Source organism: Maritimibacter sp. 55A14, from assembly GCF_003122205.1.
GTDB lineage: Bacteria > Pseudomonadota > Alphaproteobacteria > Rhodobacterales > Rhodobacteraceae > QEYE01.
Genome location: NZ_QEYE01000010.1, coordinates 111,916 through 130,168, shown reverse-complemented (window position 1 = coordinate 130,168; position 18,253 = coordinate 111,916). Strand labels below are relative to the sequence as shown.

Annotated in this window: 20 protein-coding genes; 9 read left to right on the top strand and 11 right to left on the bottom strand. The window is 67.7% G+C overall.

Features of this window, described 5'->3' with window-relative positions; genetic code table 11:
• Positions 1 to 3: 3 nt before the first annotated feature.
• The 5 genes from DDZ14_RS10555 to folK all read right to left on the bottom strand — a co-directional run bounded on the left by DDZ14_RS10555 (position 4) and on the right by folK (position 4,720).
• Positions 4 to 756: a pyridoxine 5'-phosphate synthase gene (locus tag DDZ14_RS10555; RefSeq protein ID WP_109424971.1), complete on the bottom strand. Its 753-nt coding sequence runs from the start codon at positions 754 to 756 to the stop codon at positions 4 to 6.
• Between the two features lie 34 nt (positions 757 to 790).
• Positions 791 to 1,444, bottom strand: coding sequence for a DUF2062 domain-containing protein (locus tag DDZ14_RS10550; protein WP_109424925.1), 654 nt, complete (start codon positions 1,442 to 1,444; stop codon positions 791 to 793).
• Between the two features lie 60 nt (positions 1,445 to 1,504).
• On the bottom strand, positions 1,505 to 3,628 hold the full coding sequence (locus tag DDZ14_RS10545; protein ID WP_109424924.1) for a bifunctional (p)ppGpp synthetase/guanosine-3',5'-bis(diphosphate) 3'-pyrophosphohydrolase: 2,124 nt from the start codon (positions 3,626 to 3,628) through the stop codon (positions 1,505 to 1,507).
• Between the two features lie 36 nt (positions 3,629 to 3,664).
• Complete coding sequence (rpoZ, locus tag DDZ14_RS10540) at positions 3,665 to 4,015, bottom strand: DNA-directed RNA polymerase subunit omega (RefSeq protein WP_109424923.1); 351 nt, start codon at positions 4,013 to 4,015, stop codon at positions 3,665 to 3,667.
• A 111-nt stretch (positions 4,016 to 4,126) separates the two neighbouring features.
• A complete protein-coding gene (gene folK, locus DDZ14_RS10535) occupies positions 4,127 to 4,720 on the bottom strand; it encodes a 2-amino-4-hydroxy-6-hydroxymethyldihydropteridine diphosphokinase (RefSeq protein ID WP_109424922.1) in 594 nt (197 codons plus the stop codon).
• A gap of 109 nt (positions 4,721 to 4,829) precedes the next feature.
• Here folK and DDZ14_RS10530 point away from each other — a divergent pair, with 109 nt between their 5' ends.
• The 5 genes from DDZ14_RS10530 (at position 4,830) to DDZ14_RS10510 (ending at position 8,153) form a co-directional block, all read left to right on the top strand.
• Positions 4,830 to 5,411 (top strand): NYN domain-containing protein, encoded by a 582-nt coding sequence (locus tag DDZ14_RS10530; RefSeq protein ID WP_109424921.1) that lies wholly within the window; start codon positions 4,830 to 4,832, stop codon positions 5,409 to 5,411.
• A 169-nt stretch (positions 5,412 to 5,580) separates the two neighbouring features.
• On the top strand, positions 5,581 to 6,531 hold the full coding sequence (gene ispH / locus DDZ14_RS10525; RefSeq protein WP_109424920.1) for a 4-hydroxy-3-methylbut-2-enyl diphosphate reductase: 951 nt from the start codon (positions 5,581 to 5,583) through the stop codon (positions 6,529 to 6,531).
• An 82-nt stretch (positions 6,532 to 6,613) separates the two neighbouring features.
• On the top strand, positions 6,614 to 7,069 hold the full coding sequence (locus tag DDZ14_RS10520) for a DUF3429 domain-containing protein (RefSeq protein ID WP_109424919.1): 456 nt from the start codon (positions 6,614 to 6,616) through the stop codon (positions 7,067 to 7,069).
• Complete coding sequence (rnhA, locus tag DDZ14_RS10515) at positions 7,069 to 7,533, top strand: ribonuclease HI (protein WP_109424918.1); 465 nt, start codon at positions 7,069 to 7,071, stop codon at positions 7,531 to 7,533. Before DDZ14_RS10520 ends, rnhA begins: the two co-directional genes overlap by 1 nt.
• Entirely contained in the window at positions 7,530 to 8,153 is a 624-nt protein-coding gene (locus DDZ14_RS10510; protein WP_109424917.1) for a trimeric intracellular cation channel family protein, read from the top strand. Before rnhA ends, DDZ14_RS10510 begins: the two co-directional genes overlap by 4 nt.
• On the opposite strand, the gene DDZ14_RS10505 is transcribed toward DDZ14_RS10510, so the two are convergent.
• Complete coding sequence (locus tag DDZ14_RS10505) at positions 8,154 to 8,393, bottom strand: GlsB/YeaQ/YmgE family stress response membrane protein (RefSeq protein ID WP_109424970.1); 240 nt, start codon at positions 8,391 to 8,393, stop codon at positions 8,154 to 8,156.
• Between the two features lie 80 nt (positions 8,394 to 8,473).
• Between DDZ14_RS10505 and DDZ14_RS10500 the strand changes: the two genes are divergently transcribed.
• The 4 genes from DDZ14_RS10500 to DDZ14_RS10485 all read left to right on the top strand — a co-directional run bounded on the left by DDZ14_RS10500 (position 8,474) and on the right by DDZ14_RS10485 (position 11,662).
• The gene (locus DDZ14_RS10500; RefSeq protein ID WP_109424916.1) at positions 8,474 to 9,037 is read left to right on the top strand and encodes a helix-turn-helix domain-containing protein; all 564 of its coding nucleotides are present in this window, start codon (positions 8,474 to 8,476) and stop codon (positions 9,035 to 9,037) included.
• A 108-nt stretch (positions 9,038 to 9,145) separates the two neighbouring features.
• Positions 9,146 to 10,336 carry a glycine C-acetyltransferase gene (locus tag DDZ14_RS10495; protein ID WP_109424915.1) on the top strand — a complete coding sequence of 397 codons (1,191 nt, stop codon included), beginning with the start codon at positions 9,146 to 9,148 and terminating at the stop codon, positions 10,334 to 10,336.
• A gap of 11 nt (positions 10,337 to 10,347) precedes the next feature.
• Entirely contained in the window at positions 10,348 to 11,373 is a 1,026-nt protein-coding gene (tdh, locus tag DDZ14_RS10490; protein WP_109424969.1) for an L-threonine 3-dehydrogenase, read from the top strand.
• Positions 11,374 to 11,467: 94 nt separating this feature from the next.
• A complete protein-coding gene (locus DDZ14_RS10485) occupies positions 11,468 to 11,662 on the top strand; it encodes a hypothetical protein (protein WP_109424914.1) in 195 nt (64 codons plus the stop codon).
• A gap of 260 nt (positions 11,663 to 11,922) precedes the next feature.
• On the opposite strand, the gene DDZ14_RS10480 is transcribed toward DDZ14_RS10485, so the two are convergent.
• The 5 genes from DDZ14_RS10480 to argH all read right to left on the bottom strand — a co-directional run bounded on the left by DDZ14_RS10480 (position 11,923) and on the right by argH (position 18,241).
• Positions 11,923 to 12,519 carry a hypothetical protein gene (locus DDZ14_RS10480; protein WP_109424913.1) on the bottom strand — a complete coding sequence of 199 codons (597 nt, stop codon included), beginning with the start codon at positions 12,517 to 12,519 and terminating at the stop codon, positions 11,923 to 11,925.
• A 152-nt stretch (positions 12,520 to 12,671) separates the two neighbouring features.
• Positions 12,672 to 15,239 (bottom strand): TIGR02302 family protein, encoded by a 2,568-nt coding sequence (locus DDZ14_RS10475; protein ID WP_109424912.1) that lies wholly within the window; start codon positions 15,237 to 15,239, stop codon positions 12,672 to 12,674.
• 36 nt (positions 15,240 to 15,275) lie between these two features.
• Positions 15,276 to 16,541, bottom strand: a complete 1,266-nt coding sequence (gene lysA / locus DDZ14_RS10470; RefSeq protein ID WP_109424911.1) for a diaminopimelate decarboxylase — start codon at positions 16,539 to 16,541, stop codon at positions 15,276 to 15,278.
• Between the two features lie 132 nt (positions 16,542 to 16,673).
• Positions 16,674 to 16,850 carry a hypothetical protein gene (locus DDZ14_RS19680; RefSeq protein ID WP_158275503.1) on the bottom strand — a complete coding sequence of 59 codons (177 nt, stop codon included), beginning with the start codon at positions 16,848 to 16,850 and terminating at the stop codon, positions 16,674 to 16,676.
• Positions 16,847 to 18,241, bottom strand: coding sequence for an argininosuccinate lyase (gene argH, locus DDZ14_RS10465; RefSeq protein ID WP_109424910.1), 1,395 nt, complete (start codon positions 18,239 to 18,241; stop codon positions 16,847 to 16,849). The genes DDZ14_RS19680 and argH overlap by 4 nt, the downstream gene beginning before the upstream one ends.
• Between the last annotated feature and the right edge of the window lie 12 nt (positions 18,242 to 18,253).

The window sequence follows — 18,253 nt, the reverse complement described above, 5'->3', positions numbered from 1 at the left end:
CCCTCACCCCCGCGCCGCGTCCATCAGGCGGCGCATTTCCCGGATCGCGTCCTTCAGGCCGCGGAAGATCGCCTCGCCAATCAGGAAATGGCCGATATTGAGTTCCATCACCTGCGGGAAGGCCGCGACGGGCTGCACCGTGTCATAGGTCAGCCCGTGGCCGGCATGGACCTCCAGCCCCAGGTCGTGGGCATAGACCGCCATGTCGCGCAGGCGGTCCAGTTCGGCGTCGCGTTCCTGCGTCCGGCCCTCGGCGTGGAAATCGCAATAGGCGCCGGTATGCAGCTCGATCACCTGGCCACCGATCCGCGCGGCGGCCTCGACTTGCGGGCGGTCGGCGGCAATGAAGATCGACACCCGGCACCCGGCTTCGCGCAGGGGCCCGATGAAATGGGCCAGGCGATTCTCTTCCCGCGCGACCTCCAGCCCGCCCTCGGTGGTTCGTTCCTCGCGCTTCTCGGGGACGATGCAGACCGCATGCGGCCGGTATCGCAGGGCGATGGCCTGCATCTCATCGGTCGCGGCCATTTCGAAGTTGAGCGGCACCGAAAGCCCGTCCGTCAGCGCCTCGATATCGGCGTCGCCGATGTGGCGGCGATCCTCGCGCAGATGCGCGGTGATCCCATCCGCCCCGGCGGCTTCCGCGAGCAGCGCGGCGCGCAGCGGATCGGGATAGGCGCCGCCGCGCGCGTTGCGAACCGTGGCCACGTGGTCGATGTTCACGCCAAGGCGCAGCTTGCCCAATGCCCCTGTCATATCCGTTCTTCCCCCTTGCGGCGCGGCGTCCATATCAGGCCGCGTCCCCCTTGTCCTTTGCCGGCGCATCCGCCGCCGAACCCCGCATCTCGGCCCATTTCTTGCGCAGTTTCTTGCGCCGGTGCTTCTGGTAGGCCGCAATCAGCGGCTTGCTGAAGAAATAGGCGACCAGCCCGGCGGCGAATCCGGGCACCATCCCGCCGACGAGATAGGGCAGGAACACGGTGTCGAAGAATTCCGCCAGCCGGTGCCATTCGGCGTTGGCATCCGTGAAGATCGCCTCGAAATTGCGCCACAGCTCCACCGAAGCGTCGCCGAAACTGCTCACGATTACCCGGAACGGGAAGATCACGTCCCGGCCGAGCAGGAAATTTCCGGTCTCCAGGCTGGTTGCCGCGATCAGCGGGAAGGTCAGCGGATTGCCGAAGAACGTGGCCAGCAACGCGGCAAGAATGTTTCCGCGCACCGCGAAGCCCACGATCACCGCGGTGACGAAGTGGAAGCCGAAAAAGGGCGTGAAGCTGACAAAGACGCCCGCCCCGACGCCGCGCGCGATCTTCGAGGGCGTGTCGGGCAGGCGCCGCAGACGATGCGCCATGTAGCTGAGCGCGCGCGCCCAGCCGCCGCGCGGATAGAACCAGTGCGCGACGATGGTCGGCCAGTTGCGTTTTATCCGGCGCTTGAACATCCGTCTTCCCTTGCTCCCGCGCCCGCCACGGCACGGAGTTACCTCATTTCCATGACAACATTATGGTTTGCGTTCGACATCTCTCAAGCGTTCGAGCGCGGCCACGTCGCTATCGGCCTCCAATGCGGTCAGGACGTTGTGCAGATGCTCCACGTCCCGGACCTCGACATCAATGCTCATCCTGTAAAAATCCGGTTTCCGATCCGTGAACTGCATATCCGAAATATTCGCCTTCTGCTCGCCGATCAGCGTGCAGATGCGGCCCAGCACCCCGGCATCGTTCACCATGGTGACGTCGAGCGTCACCGAATAGGCCGGTGCATGGGTGCCGTCGTGCCAGTGCAGGTCCACCCAGCGATCCGGCTGGTCCTCGAATTCCACTAACGCCGGGCAGTCGATGGCATGGACCACAACGCCGCGGCCGCGATAGGTGATCCCCACGATGCGTTCGCCCGGCACCGGCTGGCAGCAGCGCGCGCGCTGCGAATTCTGGTCCTGGCGCAGGCCGATCACCGCGCGGGTGGGCTCCACCGATTCCGGCTTGGCCTGTTTCTTCAGTTCCGGGTAGAGCGCCGCGACGACCGCATTGCCGCTCAACTCGGCGCTGCCGAGCCGCGCCAGCAGCTCCTCCGCGTCCTTGAGCCCGAGCGCCTTGGCCGCAGTGCGCAGCGCCTTGTCGGTCGCCTTCTTGCCGACATGCTCGAAGGCCACGCGGGCCAGTTCGCGGCCCAGCTTGGCGAACCGGTCGCGATGTTCCTCGCGCAGCGAGCGGCGGATGGCGGAACGCGCGCGCCCGGTGACGGCGATATCCATCCAGGTCGCCTGCGGGCGCTGGCCCTCGGCCGTGGTGATCTCCACCGACTGGCCGTTCCTCAGCCGGGTCCAGAGCGGCACGCGCAGCCCGTCCACCCGAGAGCCCACGCAACTGTCGCCAATCCGGGTGTGGATCGCATAGGCGAAGTCGATCGGCGTGGCACCGCGCGGCAGTTTCACCACCTCGCCCTTGGGCGTGAAGCAGAACACCTGGTCGGCGAACATCTCCAGCTTCACATGCTCCAGGAATTCGTCGTGATCGTCACTGGCCAGGAAGCGGTCGGTCAGGCTTTCCAGCCATTTCGCCGGGTCCACGGCAAAGGGGTTCTCCACCCGCTCGCCGTCGCGGTAGGACCAGTGGGCGGCGACGCCCGCCTCGGCCACCTCATGCATCTCGCGGGTGCGGATCTGGATTTCCACCCGCTTGCCGTCGCGACCCGAGACCGTGGTGTGGATCGAGCGGTAGCCGTTGGTTTTGGGCTGGCTGATATAGTCCTTGAACCGCCCCGGCACCGCGCGCCAGCGCCGGTGGATCGCGCCCAGCACGGCATAACAGTCATCCTCCGACCGGGTGATGACGCGGAAGGCGTAGATGTCGGAGAGGCGCGAGAAGCTCAGCTCCTTCTCCTGCATCTTGCGCCAGACCGAATAGGGCTTCTTGGCGCGGCCGAAGACCTGCGCCTCCACACCCTGTTTCTCCAGCACGTCGCGGATGTCGCCGGTGATGCGCGGGATCACGTCGCCGGTGTCCTTCTGGAGCCGCAGGAAACGGCGCATGATGGAATTTCGGGCCTCGGAATTGAGGACGCTGAAGGCCAGATCCTCCAGTTCGTCGCGCATCCACTGCATCCCCATCCGGCCCGCGAGCGGTGCGTAGATCTCCATCGTTTCGTGCGCCTTCTGGACCTGCTTTTCCGGCCGCATATGCTTGATGGTGCGCATGTTGTGCAGCCGGTCCGCCAGCTTGACCAGCAGCACCCGAAGATCCTTGGACATCGCCATCAGCAGCTTGCGGAAATTTTCCGCCTGCCTGGTCTCGGTGGAGCTGAGTTCCAGATTGGTCAATTTGGTCACGCCATCGACCAGCCCGGCGATCTCCTCGCCAAAGCGGTCGGCGACCTCGGCATAGGTGGATTTCGTGTCCTCGATCGTGTCGTGGAGCAGCGCGGTGGCGATGGTGGCATCGTCCATCTGCTGCTCGGTCAGCAGCGCGGCGACCTCGACCGGGTGGGTAAAATAGGGTTCGCCGGAATGGCGGAACTGGCCCTCATGCATCGCCTTGCCATAGGCATAGGCGCCGCGGATCAGGTCCGAATTCGAGCGCGGATTGTAGTTGCGGACCAGTTCAACAAGATCTTCTACGTCGATCATCCGGGCCGCATCCCATACGGGCCCCGGCGGGGCCCGTTACTTCTCGCCCTGCGCTTCCATCAGGGCGCGCAGCAGATTCTCCTCGGACATGTCGTCCTCGGGCTTGTCCTGCTCCTGCCCCATGAGCAGCGCCATCTGGTCGTCCTCCGGCTCATCGACCTCGATCTGGGTCTGATGGCTTTCAATCATGCGTTCGCGCAGCGCGTCGGCGGACTGGGCCTCCTCGGCGATCTCGCGCAGGGACACGACCGGGTTCTTGTCCTTGTCGCGGTCCACGGTCAGCGGCGCGCCGGCCGTGATCTCGCGCGCCCGGTGGGCGGCCAGCATCACCAGCTCGAAGCGGTTCGGAACCTTGTCAACGCAATCTTCAACGGTAACGCGCGCCATGGGGAACTCCGTTTTGGATCAATTTGGCGGAAGAACCCTGCATGTATTGCCTTTGAACGCGAATGACAAGGGGGAGATCCGCGCGCCTCGCCCCGACTTCCGACCGCAGGGTCACGAGCCGATCGGGCTGACGCCGGTGCGCGCTTCCTCGGGCAGCGCCGCGGCCATTTCCGCGACGCTGAGCCCCAGCAGCGGATGCCGCCAGTCCGGGGCGATTTCGGCCAGCGGGATCAGCACGAAGGCCCGATCCTGCATCCTGGGATGCGGAAGGATCAGCCGCTCGGGGGCGCGCACCATCTGCGTCTCGAGGTCAAGCTCGCGCCAATGAGCCTGCGTGGTGGCGTCGGGCAGGACCATGTCGCCATAGGCCAGCAGGTCGAGGTCGATCACGCGCGCGCCCCAGCGCTTGCGCCGTTCCCGGCCCAGCGCCGCCTCGATGCGGTGCAGGCGGTCGAGCAGCGCCTCGGGTCCCAGTTCAGTCTCGATCTCAGCGGCGGCATTGACGAAGTCGGGGCCCGAGCCGGCGGGAAAGGCCGGGCTGTGATAGAATGAACTTGTCCGGCAGATTTGCGTCGATTCGCATTGAATTTCGGACAAGGCGCGTTCTAGTGTGGCGTCAATTCTACCTGTGATTGTAGACAAATTCGCGCCTAGGGCGAGTAAGGCTTTGGTAACGGTATTGTTTTCGGTTTCCCCTTGCGGCATCTGTAGAATCTCTTATCTAGACCGAACGGTCAGGTTTCCGCGCATACACTCAACCACTCCTTGCGCATGGTGAAGCCCCGGCCAAAGCATTATTTCGGAAGGGCATTTCATGTTCTACAGGGATGAACGGCTTGCGCTGTTTATTGACGGCTCAAACTTGTATGCCGCGGCTCGCGCATTGGGCTTCGACATCGACTACAAACTCCTCCGGGCGGAATTCATGCGGCGCGGGAAATTGCTGCGCGCATTCTACTACACCGCGTTGCTCGAAAACGACGAGTACTCCCCGATTCGTCCGCTCGTCGACTGGCTGCATTACAACGGATACTCGATGGTGACCAAGCCCGCCAAGGAATTTACCGATTCCGCCGGGCGGCGAAAGGTCAAGGGAAACATGGACATCGAATTGGCCGTGGACGCGATGGAACTTGCGCCGCGGGTCGATCACATCGTGTTGTTTTCCGGCGACGGCGACTTCCGTCCGCTGGTCGAAAGCCTGCAACGCCAGGGCGTGCGCGTCTCGGTCGTCTCCACGATCCGCAGCCAGCCGCCGATGATCGCCGACGAACTGCGCCGGCAGGCCGACAATTTCATCGAGCTGGAAGAGCTGCGCGACGTCATCGGCCGCCCGCCACGCGACAATGGCAATCATGCGGATCGGCGGCAAGCCGTAGGCTCCGACCAGGACTGACGCGGGCCTCGCGGCCCCGCCGCGCCGGTCATGCAGGCAACACCTGCCCCGGACGGGGCGGGCCGCATTCTGTCGCCGGTCTCCTCTGCCTCCGCCCCCGCAAGACCCGCATCCATGCTGGACGCCTCCCGTCACGGCGCCTAGATATGCCGCAGGAGGCCGCCCGACCATGACCAAGCCCGATCTCACGCTCTACCTCGCCGCGCCACGCGGCTTCTGCGCCGGTGTGGACCGCGCCATCAAGATCGTGGAACTGGCGCTAGAACGTTGGGGCGCGCCGGTCTATGTGCGCCACGAGATCGTGCATAACAGATACGTGGTGGACGACCTGCGCGCAAAGGGCGCCGTTTTCGTGGAAGAACTCGACGACTGCCCGGACGACCGCCCGGTGATCTTTTCCGCGCATGGCGTGCCCAAGGCCGTACCGGCCGAGGCCGCGCGGCGCGAGATGCTCTATGTCGATGCCACCTGCCCGCTGGTCAGCAAGGTGCATATCGAGGCCGAGCGCCACCACGCCAACGGCTTGCAGATGGTGATGATCGGCCATGCCGGCCACCCCGAGACCGAGGGTACGATGGGCCAGCTTCCCGCCGGAGAGGTGCTGCTGGTGGAAACCCCGCAGGACGTGACGCGGCTGGAACCGCGCGACCCCGAAAGGCTGGCCTTCATCACCCAGACGACGCTGTCGGTGGACGACACCGCGGATATCGTGGCGGCGCTCAAGGCGCGGTTTCCCGCTATCATCGGCCCGCACAAGGAAGACATCTGCTACGCCACCACCAACCGGCAGGCCGCCGTCAAGGCGATCGCGCCCAAAGTGGATGCGCTGCTGGTGATCGGCGCGCCGAACTCGTCGAATTCGCGCCGGCTGGTGGAGGTCGCCGCCGCCGCGGGCTGCGGCTATGCCCAGCTCGTGCAGCGGGCCACCGATATCGACTGGCGCGCGCTGGAGGGTATCCGCGCCGTGGGACTGACCGCAGGCGCCTCCGCGCCGGAACTTCTGGTCCGGGAAGTCACCGACGCCTTCGCGGAACGCTACACCCTGTCGGTCGAGCGCGTGGAAACCGCGACGGAGAACGTGGAATTCAAGGTACCGCGCGTGCTGCGCGAACCGGCCTGAGCCGGGGGCTGGGCAAGCCCGCCGCAACGGGCTATGACGCGGAAAACCCGCCCCGCCGCCGCCGACCGGAGCCCGCAACGACATGACCGGCATTCCCCGTACCGCCCTTCTGCTGACCGCCGCGGGCGCGCTGCCATTCCTGTGGGGCGCGGCGATGGCGCTGGCGCCCGACCCGGCCGCCCTGCCCTTCGCCCGCGAGATGCCCGCCGCGCTGCGCGATGAGTTCGTCCTGTCGCGCTACGGGCTGGTGATCCTGTGCTTCATGGCCGGTGTCCACTGGGGCTTCGCGGCGCGCGCCTCGGGGTCTAAGGCCGCGCTGGGATACGCCGTCAGCGTGGTGCCCGCGCTCTGGGCGTTCTTCACGCTGGGCGGCGCGCAGCACATGAACATGGTCTATCTCGCAGTGGGTTTCCTGGGCCTGCTGGCCGCCGACTGGGGTTTCTGGCGCGCGCGCCTCGCGCCGTCCTGGTGGATGCGCCTTCGCCTGCCGGTCACGCTGGTCGTGCTGGCCTGCCTCGTGGCCGGGGTGGCCGGCTGATGGCCGAGCTTTTCGCCTATACCGACGGCGCCTGTTCCGGCAATCCCGGCCCCGGCGGCTGGGGCGTGCTGCTGCGCGCGGTGGAAAACGGCCGCATCCTGCGCGAGCGCGAGCTTTCCGGCGGCGAGGCCGCGACCACCAACAACCGGATGGAGCTGATGGCCGCGATCTCGGCGCTGGAAAGCCTGACGCGGCCCTCGGCGATCACCATCGTCACCGACAGCGCCTATGTGAAGGACGGGGTAACGAAATGGATCCACGGCTGGAAGCGAAACGGCTGGAAGACCGCCGCGAAGAAGCCGGTCAAGAACGCCGAGCTCTGGCAGCGGCTCGACGATGCGCAGGCGCGCCATGACGTGCGCTGGGAATGGGTCCGCGGGCATGCCGGCCACCCCGAGAACGAACGCGCCGACGAACTGGCCCGCGCCGGGATGGCGCCCTTCAAGCCGGAACCGTCTTCATGACCGCGCTGCTCGCCCTCGACTATGCCTCGGTCTTCGTCTTCGCACTGACCGGCGCACTGGCGGCCAGCCGCGCGCAGCTCGACATCGTGGGCTTCGTCTTCATTGCCAGCCTGACCGCCGTGGGCGGGGGAACGGTGCGCGACGTGGTACTGGATCGCAACCCGGTCTTCTGGACCGGCACGCCCGGTTTCGTGCTGCTGGCCGCGGCGGCGGCGGTGCTGGTCTTCTTCACCGCGCATCTGATGGAATCGCGTCATCGCATGCTGCTCTGGCTCGACGCCTGCGCGCTGGCCGTCGCGGTGCCCGCGGGCGTCGGCGTGGCGATGATGATGTCGCAGCCCGCGGTGATCGTCGTCATCATGGGCATTGCCACGGGCTGTTTCGGCGGGCTGATGCGCGACGTGGTCTGCAACGAGGTCCCGATGGTGCTGAGGCAGGGTGAGCTTTACGTGACCGCCGCTTTCGCGGGCGCCACGGCGGGCGTGGTCGCGGCGCATGTCGCGGCGGTGGACCTGCCGGCGCTGCTGGTCTGCGGGGCGGTGACGTTCCTTCTGCGCGCGGGCAGCCTGCAATTCGGCTGGCGGCTTCCCGTCTACCGCCCGCGCCCGCCGCGCAACTGATCAGCGGCGTTCCAGATAGGTCCGGTAGAGCCAGATCAGCAGCATCGCGCCCAGAACGGCGCCCACGAACCCCGCGCCGAACCCGGCCAGGCGGAGCACCGCGTGCAGCACCAGCCCGCCCACGATGGCGCCCAGCACGCCGATGGCGATGGTTGCGGGTATCCCGGCATCGACCTTCATCAGCCGCGTCGCGATGAACCCCGCGGCCGCGCCGATGACGATCATGAAAACGATAGGCATGCGCCGCTCCGTCACTGCGCGGACCGCCGTGCCCGCCGCGTCACATTGACAAGGTCCGCCGCCCCGCGCAACGTCCCTGCATGAACACCCCGCGCCCCGACATCCTCGACCGTCTCGCGAGCCGCCTGAAGGCCGCGCGCCAGGCCAAGGGGCTGAGCCTCGATGCCGTGGCCAGGCTCTCGGGCGTGTCGCGCTCGATGGTCAGCCAGATCGAGCGCGGCACATCCAGCCCGACCGTGGCGACACTCTGGAACCTGACCCAGGCGCTGCATGTGGATTTCGCGGGTCTGCTGGAAGGCGAGGCCGGCCCCGCCATCGAACATCTGCGCGCCGAGGCGGTGCCCACGATCGACGCGCGCGGCGACGGCTGCCGCATTCGCATCCTCAGCCCGCCCGAGGACGCCGGCAGCCACGAGCTTTACGAGTTGATCTTCGCGCCCGGCGGCAGCCTGGTCAGCGACCCGCACGGGCCGGGCTGCCGCGAACAGCTCACCGTGATCGCCGGCGCGCTGGACGTGACATCGGGCACCGAGAGCCGCAGCGCCGCGGAGGGCGACACGCTGCGCTACCCCGCCGATGTACCGCATGAGCTACGCGCAGGCGATGCCCCGGCGCGCGCCTTCTTGGTCGTGCGGGGCGGCTGAAGCGGCAAGAATCCGCTATGGTGGTAAAAATTCCGCCATAGCATAATCCTGTATATTGCCGGGTAATCCGTTATGATGTACAGCACCTCCAGACCGACGGAGACCTCCATGACCCAGGCATTCTTCGACCATCTGACCGACACCCTCGCCGGGATCGACGCCGAGGGGCTGATGAAGCGCGAACGGCTCATCACCTCACCGCAGTCGGGCCGAGTCGCGGTGGGCGGGCGCGAGGGCGTAATCAATCTCTGCGCCAACAACTATCTCGGGCTCGCCGACCACCCGGCACTGATCGCCGCCGCGAAACAGGCGATGGACGATCACGGCTATGGCATGGCCAGTGTGCGCTTCATCTGCGGCACGCAGGATCTGCACCGCGCGCTGGAAGAGCGCCTCGCCGCCTTTCTGGGCAAGGACGACGCGATTCTCTTCGCCGCCTGCTTCGACGCCAATGGCGGGCTGTTCGAGCCGCTTCTGGGGCCGGAGGATGCGGTGATATCCGACGCGCTCAACCATGCCTCGATCATCGACGGCATCAGGCTCTGCAAGGCGCGTCGGCTGCGCTACGCCAATTCCGACATGGACGAACTGGAGTCGCGGCTGAAGGAGGCCCGCGCCGACGGCGCGCGTTTCGTGATGATCGCCACCGACGGCGTCTTTTCCATGGACGGCTACCTGGCGAAGCTGCCGGAGATCACCGCGCTGGCGCAACGCCACGACGCGCTGGTGATGGTGGACGACTGCCACGCCACCGGCTTCATGGGCCCCAATGGTGCCGGCACCCCGGCCCATCACGGCGTCGATGTGGACATCCTGACCGGCACGCTGGGCAAGGCGCTCGGCGGCGCGATGGGCGGCTATGTCGCCGGGCCGCAGCCGGTGATCGACCTTTTGCGCCAGCGCGCCCGGCCCTATCTCTTTTCCAACGCCCTGCCGCCCGCGGTGGTCGCCGCGGGGCTGAGGGCGCTCGATCTGGTGGAGGAGGGCGACGACCTGCGCGCCACGCTTTTCGACAATGCCGCCTATTGGCGGACCGGGCTGGAACGGCTGGGCTTCGAGCTTCTGCCCGGCGAACATCCGATCGTGCCCGTCATGCTGGGCGACGCGCGCTGCGCGCAGGACATGTCCGCGGCGCTGTTCGAGCGGGGCGTCTATGTCGCCGGGTTCTTCTACCCGGTGGTGCCGCATGGCACCGCGCGCATCCGCACGCAGATGAATGCCGCGCTGAGCCGCGCCGATCTCGATCAGGCCCTGACAGCCTTCGCGGCGGCGGGCAAAGCCACGGGGATGATCCAATGACCGCAAACACCATGCAGGCGCTGGTCAAGGCCAAGGCGGAAGAAGGGCTCTGGCTGCAACGCGAGCCGGTGCCCGAGATCGGCCCCGACGACGTGCTGATCCGAATCCGCAAGACCGGCATCTGCGGCACGGATGTACATATCTGGAACTGGGACGACTGGGCGCAGCGCACCGTGCCGGTGCCGCTGATCACCGGCCATGAATTCGCCGGCGAGATCGTCGGGATCGGCCGCGACGTGGAGGATCTGCGGATCGGCCAGCGCTGCTCGGGCGAGGGGCACCTGATAGGCCACCATTCCCGGCAATCGCGCGCCGGCCGCTTCCATCTGGACCCGGAGACCCGCGGCATCGGAGTGAACGAGCCCGGCGCCTTCGCGGAATACCTGCGGCTGCCGGCCTTCAACGTCGTGCCGCTGCCCGACAGCATCGACGACGAGATCGGCGCCATCCTCGACCCGCTGGGCAACGCGGTGCATACCGCGCTCAGCTTCGATCTGCTGGGCGAGGACGTGCTGATCACCGGCGCCGGGCCGATCGGGATCATGGCCGCCGCGGTGGCCCGCCATATCGGCGCGCGCCACGTGGTCATCACCGACCTGAACCCCGACCGGCTGGCACTGGCCGCGCGGGTTGCCGACGTGGTGCCGGTCAACACCGCCGAGACCGACCTGGCCGAGGTGATCTCGCGCCTCGGGCTCAAGCAGGGTTTCGATGTGGGGCTGGAGATGTCGGGCGCGCCGCGCGCCTTCGACGGCATGGTCGAGGCGATGGTCATGGGCGGGCGCATCGCCATGCTGGGCATTCCGCCCAAACCCGCCCCGGTGGACTGGACGCGCATCGTCTTCAAGGCGCTGACCATCAAGGGCATCTACGGGCGCGAGATATTCGAGACCTGGTACAAGATGATCGCGATGCTGGAGAACGGGCTCGACGTGCGGGCCGTCATCACCCACCGCTTTCCCGCTGCCGAATTCGCGAAGGGCTTTGCGGAGATGCGCGGCGGGGCCAGCGGAAAGGTGGTGCTCGACTGGACTTGATCGCGCCCGCCTTCGGGCAGAGACTGCGCGCATGACCCGATGCCCCCCTCCGCCCCCCAAACCCGGCCGCGCCAGGCGGCTGCGGCAATGGATCATGCGCTGGCTCGCGCGGATCGACCGGAAGGTGCCGCCGGGCCTGCGCACGCTGCTGGGCGTGGTCCTGGTGATCGGCGGCATTTTCGGAATGCTGCCGGTGCTGGGGTTCTGGATGATCCCGCTGGGCCTGATGGTCATGGCGCTCGACATCCGCGCCATCCTGCGGGCTGTGCGCCAGCGCCGCGGGCGTTAGCCTGTCGCGTTTGATCGGAGCCCCCTGCCCCAGACTTGATCCGGGGCCTCGCCCATCCGGCAACGGGGCCCCGGCTCGGGGGCCGGGGCGTGCATGAACCCGACTTGGCGCGATACGCTAAAGAGCGGCCTTCCTGCGATCTGCACTATGCGGCCCGCGCGGTCGTCGGCACGTCCGGAGATGAGCCGCGCGGAGGTGACCGGCGAGGCACCGCTCAAGGCCATCGTCACCGCTTCCGCCCAGGGTTCCGTGACGTGGGCCTAGCCGTCGCGCGAGACCATCGCCTGCGCCTGCCGCTGGCGGATTTTCTGGCGGAAGACCTCCTGGCGCGCACGCCAGACGTAATCCTCGTCCTCCATGATCGGCGTCCAGTGCAGCACGCCACCCTTGCGCCAAGGGTCGATCACCAGCCCGTCATAGACCGAATCGCCACGGCGGCTGACGACCACGGTGCTGTGTTCCAGCCGCAGCGGGATGCCGGCATTGCCGATCGCCCGGTGCAGATCCAGCGTGGCGAAATCCTCCTGCCGCAGGCGCGCCTCCATGTCATCGGCCCAATCCTTGCAAAGCCCGCGCGGACGCATCCCGAGATTGACCTTGGTGTTGTGGACGATGGGCGGGTCCGTGATCTCGTATTCCAGGGCGAGTTGATGCGTGTACTCGTATGCGATGCGCGCGGCGCGGGCGGCCTCCTCCGGGTCGACCTCGGGGCCCAGCCCGCGAATGCCCTGCGCGAGCCCGGAAATATCGCTTTGCGTTGCAGGCGGCGGACCTTCGGGGCCGGTTTTCGCGGCACAGCCGGCCGCGGTCAGCATCGCGAGAAGTGCAAGCGCGGAGAGGACTTTACGGAAGAACATGACAACCTTCGGCAGTACTCAAGGGATCTGGTCCGAAAACTGCTAGCTTGCGATTGCGGATTTGTCGAGCATCGGGCACCACGCCAAGCAATCCTGTGCCGAAACGGCATGCGAAAGCCACGCTCCCGGAACCGGAACCCGCACCGGCCCGGTCAGAACCTGTCGAGCAGGCGTTCCAGGTAGTCGAGTTCCAGTTCCGGGCGTGTCCGGTCGCCGGAGCGGCGGCGAATCTCGTCCAGCAATTCGCGGGAACGCTGGAACACGTCTTTGCCGGGCAGCATGTTGCGGTCGCTGCCGATCCGGCCGGTATTGCCCGACCGCCGCCCCAGCGGGTCACGGTCGCGCGGATTGCCGGACCCGAAGCGTTCGCCCTGCTGGCCCTGACCGGGCTGCTGCCGGGCCATCGCCTCGCCCAGTTCCTGCATGCCGTCGCGCAGCGCCTGCATGGCTTCGGCCTGGTTGTCGAGCGCGCCGCTCAGATCGCCCTCGGCCAGATCGTCGCCGGCGCGGTCCATCGCGCGGCCCGCCCGGTCCAGCTCCTCCCGCGCGGCGTCGCCTTGCGGCGTACCCGCGCCGGGCAACCCTTGCTGCTGTTCGCGCAGCATCTCGCGCAACGCGCGCTGGCGCTCGGCCAGTTCCGCGGCACCCGGCTCACCGCCCTCGCCGGGGCCCGACTGCCCCTGCCGGCCGCCCTGGCCTTCGTGGCTCTGACCGCGGCCCTGACCGCCGCTGCGGCCCTCATTCTCGCGGCTCTCGCCCGCCTGCGCGCCGCGATTGAATTGTTCCTGCAACTCGCGGAACGCTTCGTCGGACAGGCCCTGCTGTTCACGCAGCGTGTCCTGAAGTCCCTGCATCGCCTGTTCGCCCGGATTCTGGCCCTGGCCTTGCGTCATGCGCATGTTTTCCATCATCTGGCGAAGCTGGTCGAGCAGCGCCTGCGCCTCGGCCGTGCGGCCCTGCCGCGACAACTCCTCGATCCGGTCGAGCAGTTGCTGAAGCTGGTCCTGGGTAATCTGCTGGCCCTGCTGCTGGTTTTCCGACATCTGGCTGTCGGGATTCTCCAGCGCCTCGCGCGCCATCTGCTCCATGTAGTCCTGCATGGCCTCGCGCAGTTCGTCCATCAGCTCGGCGATCTCCTCGTCGCTGGCGCCTTGCTCGATGGCCTCGGAGAGCCGGTCCTGCGCCCGACGCAGACGCTCCAGCGCGTCCGAAAGATCGCCCTCCTCGATCATCAGCGCGGCGTGCCAGAGCATCTCCGCCACCTCGTCGCGCGGGGCCTCCGCCAGACCGCCGGGCGTGGCGGCTTCGAGCCGGCGCAGCGCCATGCGCACCAGCAGATATGCGGCCGTGTTCTCGAACACCCCCTCGGGCCGGTGCGTCACCGCGCGGATCACCTGCGCGACGCGGCGCGCGTTCTCCCGCGACCAGAGCAGGTCGCGCCGCTGTTCGGCCAGGGCCGCCGCCATCGGCTCCAGAAAGCGGCGCGCGGGCAGGATCATCTCGACCGGCGCCGAGCGGCCCTCCTGCCCGGCGGCGTCCTCGGCCGCCAGCGTCATGCGCACCGGCAGCCCGGCCCAGGGATGCTGCGAGAGATCCTCGACAAGCTGATCCTCGAACTCGGTGCGGTCGCCGCCGAAGGGCATCGGCAGGTCAAGCACCACCGGCGCGCGCGGCTCGGGTGCGGCCGCGAGACCGTGGCGGCGGTCCACCGCACCCAGATCGAGCGCGATGCGCACCGTGCCGGTCTCCACGCCGTAATCGTCGGCGGCGCGGAATTTCAGCGTCATTTGTCCGCGCAACCCGCCGTTGACAGGTTCGGTCTGCGCGACCTCGGGCGGTGCGTCGGGCAGCATCTCGATGTCCCAGCCCTGTTCACGCGCGCCATCAATCGCGATTCGGCCGTCCTGCGTGACGTCGAATTCCTGCACCGGCGCCGTGGGGTCGCGGCCCTCGGCTGGCCGGCCGGAGACGCTTTCCTCCAGCGTCAGCGCGCCCACCGCGCCATAGAGGCGCAGTGTCACGCGGCTGCCATGCGGCACGGTCAGGTCGTCACGGCCTTCCGCCTCGTTGAGATAGATCGTGGGTTTGCCGGTATAGCCCGGCGGCTGGATCCAGCCCTCATAGGCCGGCCCGGCAGCGATTGCCGCGCCGGGTCCGGTACCGCTTGGCAGAACCTCCGGCCGCCACGGTCCGCCGAAGATCAGCCCCACCGCCAGCGCCCCGAGCGCCATGTAGCGCAGCCCGAACGCGTCGCGCCGGGCGAGCCGAAGATCGGGAGCGACCGGGCGCACTGCGGCCACGCGTGCCGCCATCCGTTCGCGATGCGCGCGCCAGACGGCGGCGGAGGCCGGGTCGCCCGCCCCGATCGCCTGTGTGTCGGTCAGCGCGGCGATCGGCTGACCATCGAGGCTGCGGTCCAGCCGGTCGAGCGCCGCGGCACGCCCCGGCCAGGAGAACCGGCGCAGCCCGGCGTAAAGCCCCCAGAGCGTCAGCGCGGCCCAGGTCAGGGCCAGTCCGATCAGGGCCGATAGCGGCACTGCGCCCGGCACCCCCGTCGCCCAGGCCGCCGCTGCCACGCAAAGCAGCGACCAGACCGGCCAGAAGGCGCGCGCCGCGCGCTCCGCCGCCAGGCCCGCGCGGGTCAGCGCGAGCGGGCGCCTGAGCCGTGCAAGGACGGCATCGCTGTTACCTGCGCCGGCGGTGTCCGGTTTGCGTCTCATCCATCCATCCCGGCCCGGTCCGGCACTGTGCCGGACCTAGAGCCATTCCGGAATGGTATCGCGTTTGAGCATTTCGTCAAAGGATGGCCGCGCGCGGATGACGGCAAATTGCTCATCCTTGACAAGAATTTCCGGGATCAGTGGGCGCGAGTTGTACTCCGAGGACATGACCGCGCCGTAAGCCCCGGCGGATCGGAAGGCCACCAGATCGCCCGCCACCATATGCGGCAGGTCACGCTGCACCGCGAATGTATCGCCCGATTCGCACACCGGGCCGACCACATCGACCGGCCCGCGCTCGGCCCCCGGCGCGGGCTCTGCGACCGGAACGATATCGTGCCAGGCGTCGTACATCGCCGGGCGGATCAGGTCGTTCATCGCCGCATCGAGGATCAGGAAATCGCGGCCCTCCCCCACCTTGCGATAGATCACTTCCGACACCAGCAGGCCGGCATTGCCGGCGATCAGCCGGCCCGGCTCGATCTCCACCTCGCAGCCCAGATGGCCGACGGTGCGGCGGATCACCTCGCCGTATTCCAGGGGCAGCGGCGGCGCGGAATTGTCGCGCGCATAGGGGATGCCCAGCCCCCCGCCCAGGTCGAGCCGCCTTATGTCGTGGCCGTCGGCGCGCAGCGCGGCGGTCAGGTCGGCGACCTTGGTATAGGCCGCCTCGAACGGCGCCAGGTCGGTGAGTTGGCTGCCGATATGCACGTCGATCCCCACGACCTCGATCCCCGGCAGCGCCGCGGCCTCGGCATAGACTTCGCGGGCGCGGGCAATCGGGATGCCGAACTTGTTCTCGGACTTGCCGGTGGCGATCTTGGCATGGGTGCGGGCGTCCACATCCGGGTTGACGCGCAGCGCGATGGGCGCGGTCAGACCCAGACCGGAGGCCACATCGCTCAGTGCCAGAAGCTCCGGCTCGCTCTCGACATTGAACTGCCGGATGCCGCCCTCCAGCGCCAGACGCATCTCCGCGCGGGTCTTGCCGACGCCTGAAAACACGATCCGGTCGCCCGGCACGCCAACGGCGCGCGCCCGGCGGTACTCGCCCCCCGAAACCACGTCCATGCCCGCGCCCAGATCGGCCAGAACCCGCAGCACTGCCAGGTTGGAATTGGCCTTCATCGCATAGCAGACCAGATGATCCATGCCCGCCAGCGCCTCGTCGAAGAGCCGGAAATGCCGGGTCAGCGTGGCCGTCGAATAGACATAGAAGGGCGTGCCCGCCGCCGCCGCAATCTCCGGCAGGGGGACGTCTTCGGCATGCAGCACGCCATCGCGATAGAGGAAGTGATCCATTGCGCCCTTTCCGCCCGATCCGCCCCGACCGGAACCCGGCCAGACCGCCTCATAGCAGGTTGCGCGGCAATTTCAATTCGCGGTCGGGGCCGGAGACCCGCAGGGGTGGGCGGATGCGCCGCGGCGGCGCTTTCAGAAACCGACGCTGACGCCGTATTTGCCGTCCGCCTTGCCGAGCCGGCTATCCATTACAATGGAGTTATTGCTGCCGACCTCGAGCTGCCGGGTCGTCGCCGGATGCGTCGGCTCGCCGGGCACACCGCAGGATGCAAGCGACAGCAGGCAAGCTGCCGCGAACAGGTATCTCATCGCAGTATCCCCTTCCACCGCGCCACCTGCGCCAGAACCTGATCCGGCGCCGTGCCGCCGTAACTCGTGCGACTCGCTACCGAATTATGTACACCAAGAACGTCGAATACGCCTGCGTCAATGCGCGCATGCCCCGACTTCATGTCCGCCAGCGACAGATCTGGCAGATCGCAGCCCTTGTCCTCGGCCAGTTTGACCAGCGCGCCGGTGACGTGATGCGCCTCGCGGAAAGGCAGGTTCAGTTCGCGCACCAGCCAGTCGGCCAGGTCGGTGGCGGTGGAAAATCCGCTCGCCGCGGCGGCTTCCAGCGCCGGGCGGTTCGCGGTCATGTCGCGCACCATGCCGTCCATCGCCGCCAGCGCCAGCATCAGGTTGTCGGCGGCATCGAAGACCTGTTCCTTGTCCTCCTGCATGTCCTTGGAATAGGCCAGCGGCAGCCCCTTCATCACCGTCATCAGCGCGACATTCGCGCCGAAGATACGCCCGATCTTGGCGCGGATCAGCTCCGCCGCGTCGGGGTTCTTCTTTTGCGGCATGATCGAGGAACCGGTGGAGAACCGGTCACTCAGCACCACGAAGCGGAACTGCGCCGAGGACCAGATCACCAGCTCCTCGGCAAAGCGGCTCAGATGCATGGCGCAGATCGACGCGGCGGCGAGGAATTCCAGCGCGAAATCCCGGTCGCTCACGGCGTCGAGGCTGTTGGCGCAGGGCCGGTCGAAGCCCAGCGCGATGGCCGTCGCGTGCCGGTCGATGGGAAAGGACGTGCCCGCCAGCGCCGCAGCCCCCAGCGGGCATTCGTTCATCCGCGACCGCGCGTCGCGGAAGCGCCCGGCGTCGCGGCCGAACATCTCGACATAGGCCATCATGTGATGGCCCCAGGTCACCGGCTGCGCCGTCTGCAGATGCGTGAAGCCCGGCATCACCCAGGCGGCCCCGGCCTCCGCCTGCGCCAGCAGCGCGCGCATCAGCGCCTCCAGCCCCGTCACCGCGGCATCGCATTGCTCGCGCACCCAGAGCCGGAAATCGGTGGCCACCTGATCGTTGCGCGACCGGGCCGTGTGCAGACGGCCCGCGGGCGCGCCGATGATCTCCTTCAGGCGGGCCTCCACATTCATGTGGATGTCCTCCAGCGCGGCGGAAAACTGAAATGTTCCAGCCTCGATTTCTGACAAGACCGTGAGGAGCCCTTTGCGAATGGCCTCGACATCGTCACTATCCACGATAGCTTGAGCGCCGAGCATCTGCGCGTGGGCGCGGGAGCCTTCGATGTCCTGCCGGGCGAGCCGCCTGTCGAAGCCGATCGAGGCGTTGATCGCCTCCATGATCGCATCCGGCCCGGACGCGAAGCGCCCGCCCCACATTGCGTTCGATGCCGTGTCGTCTGTCATAGCCTGCTGTCC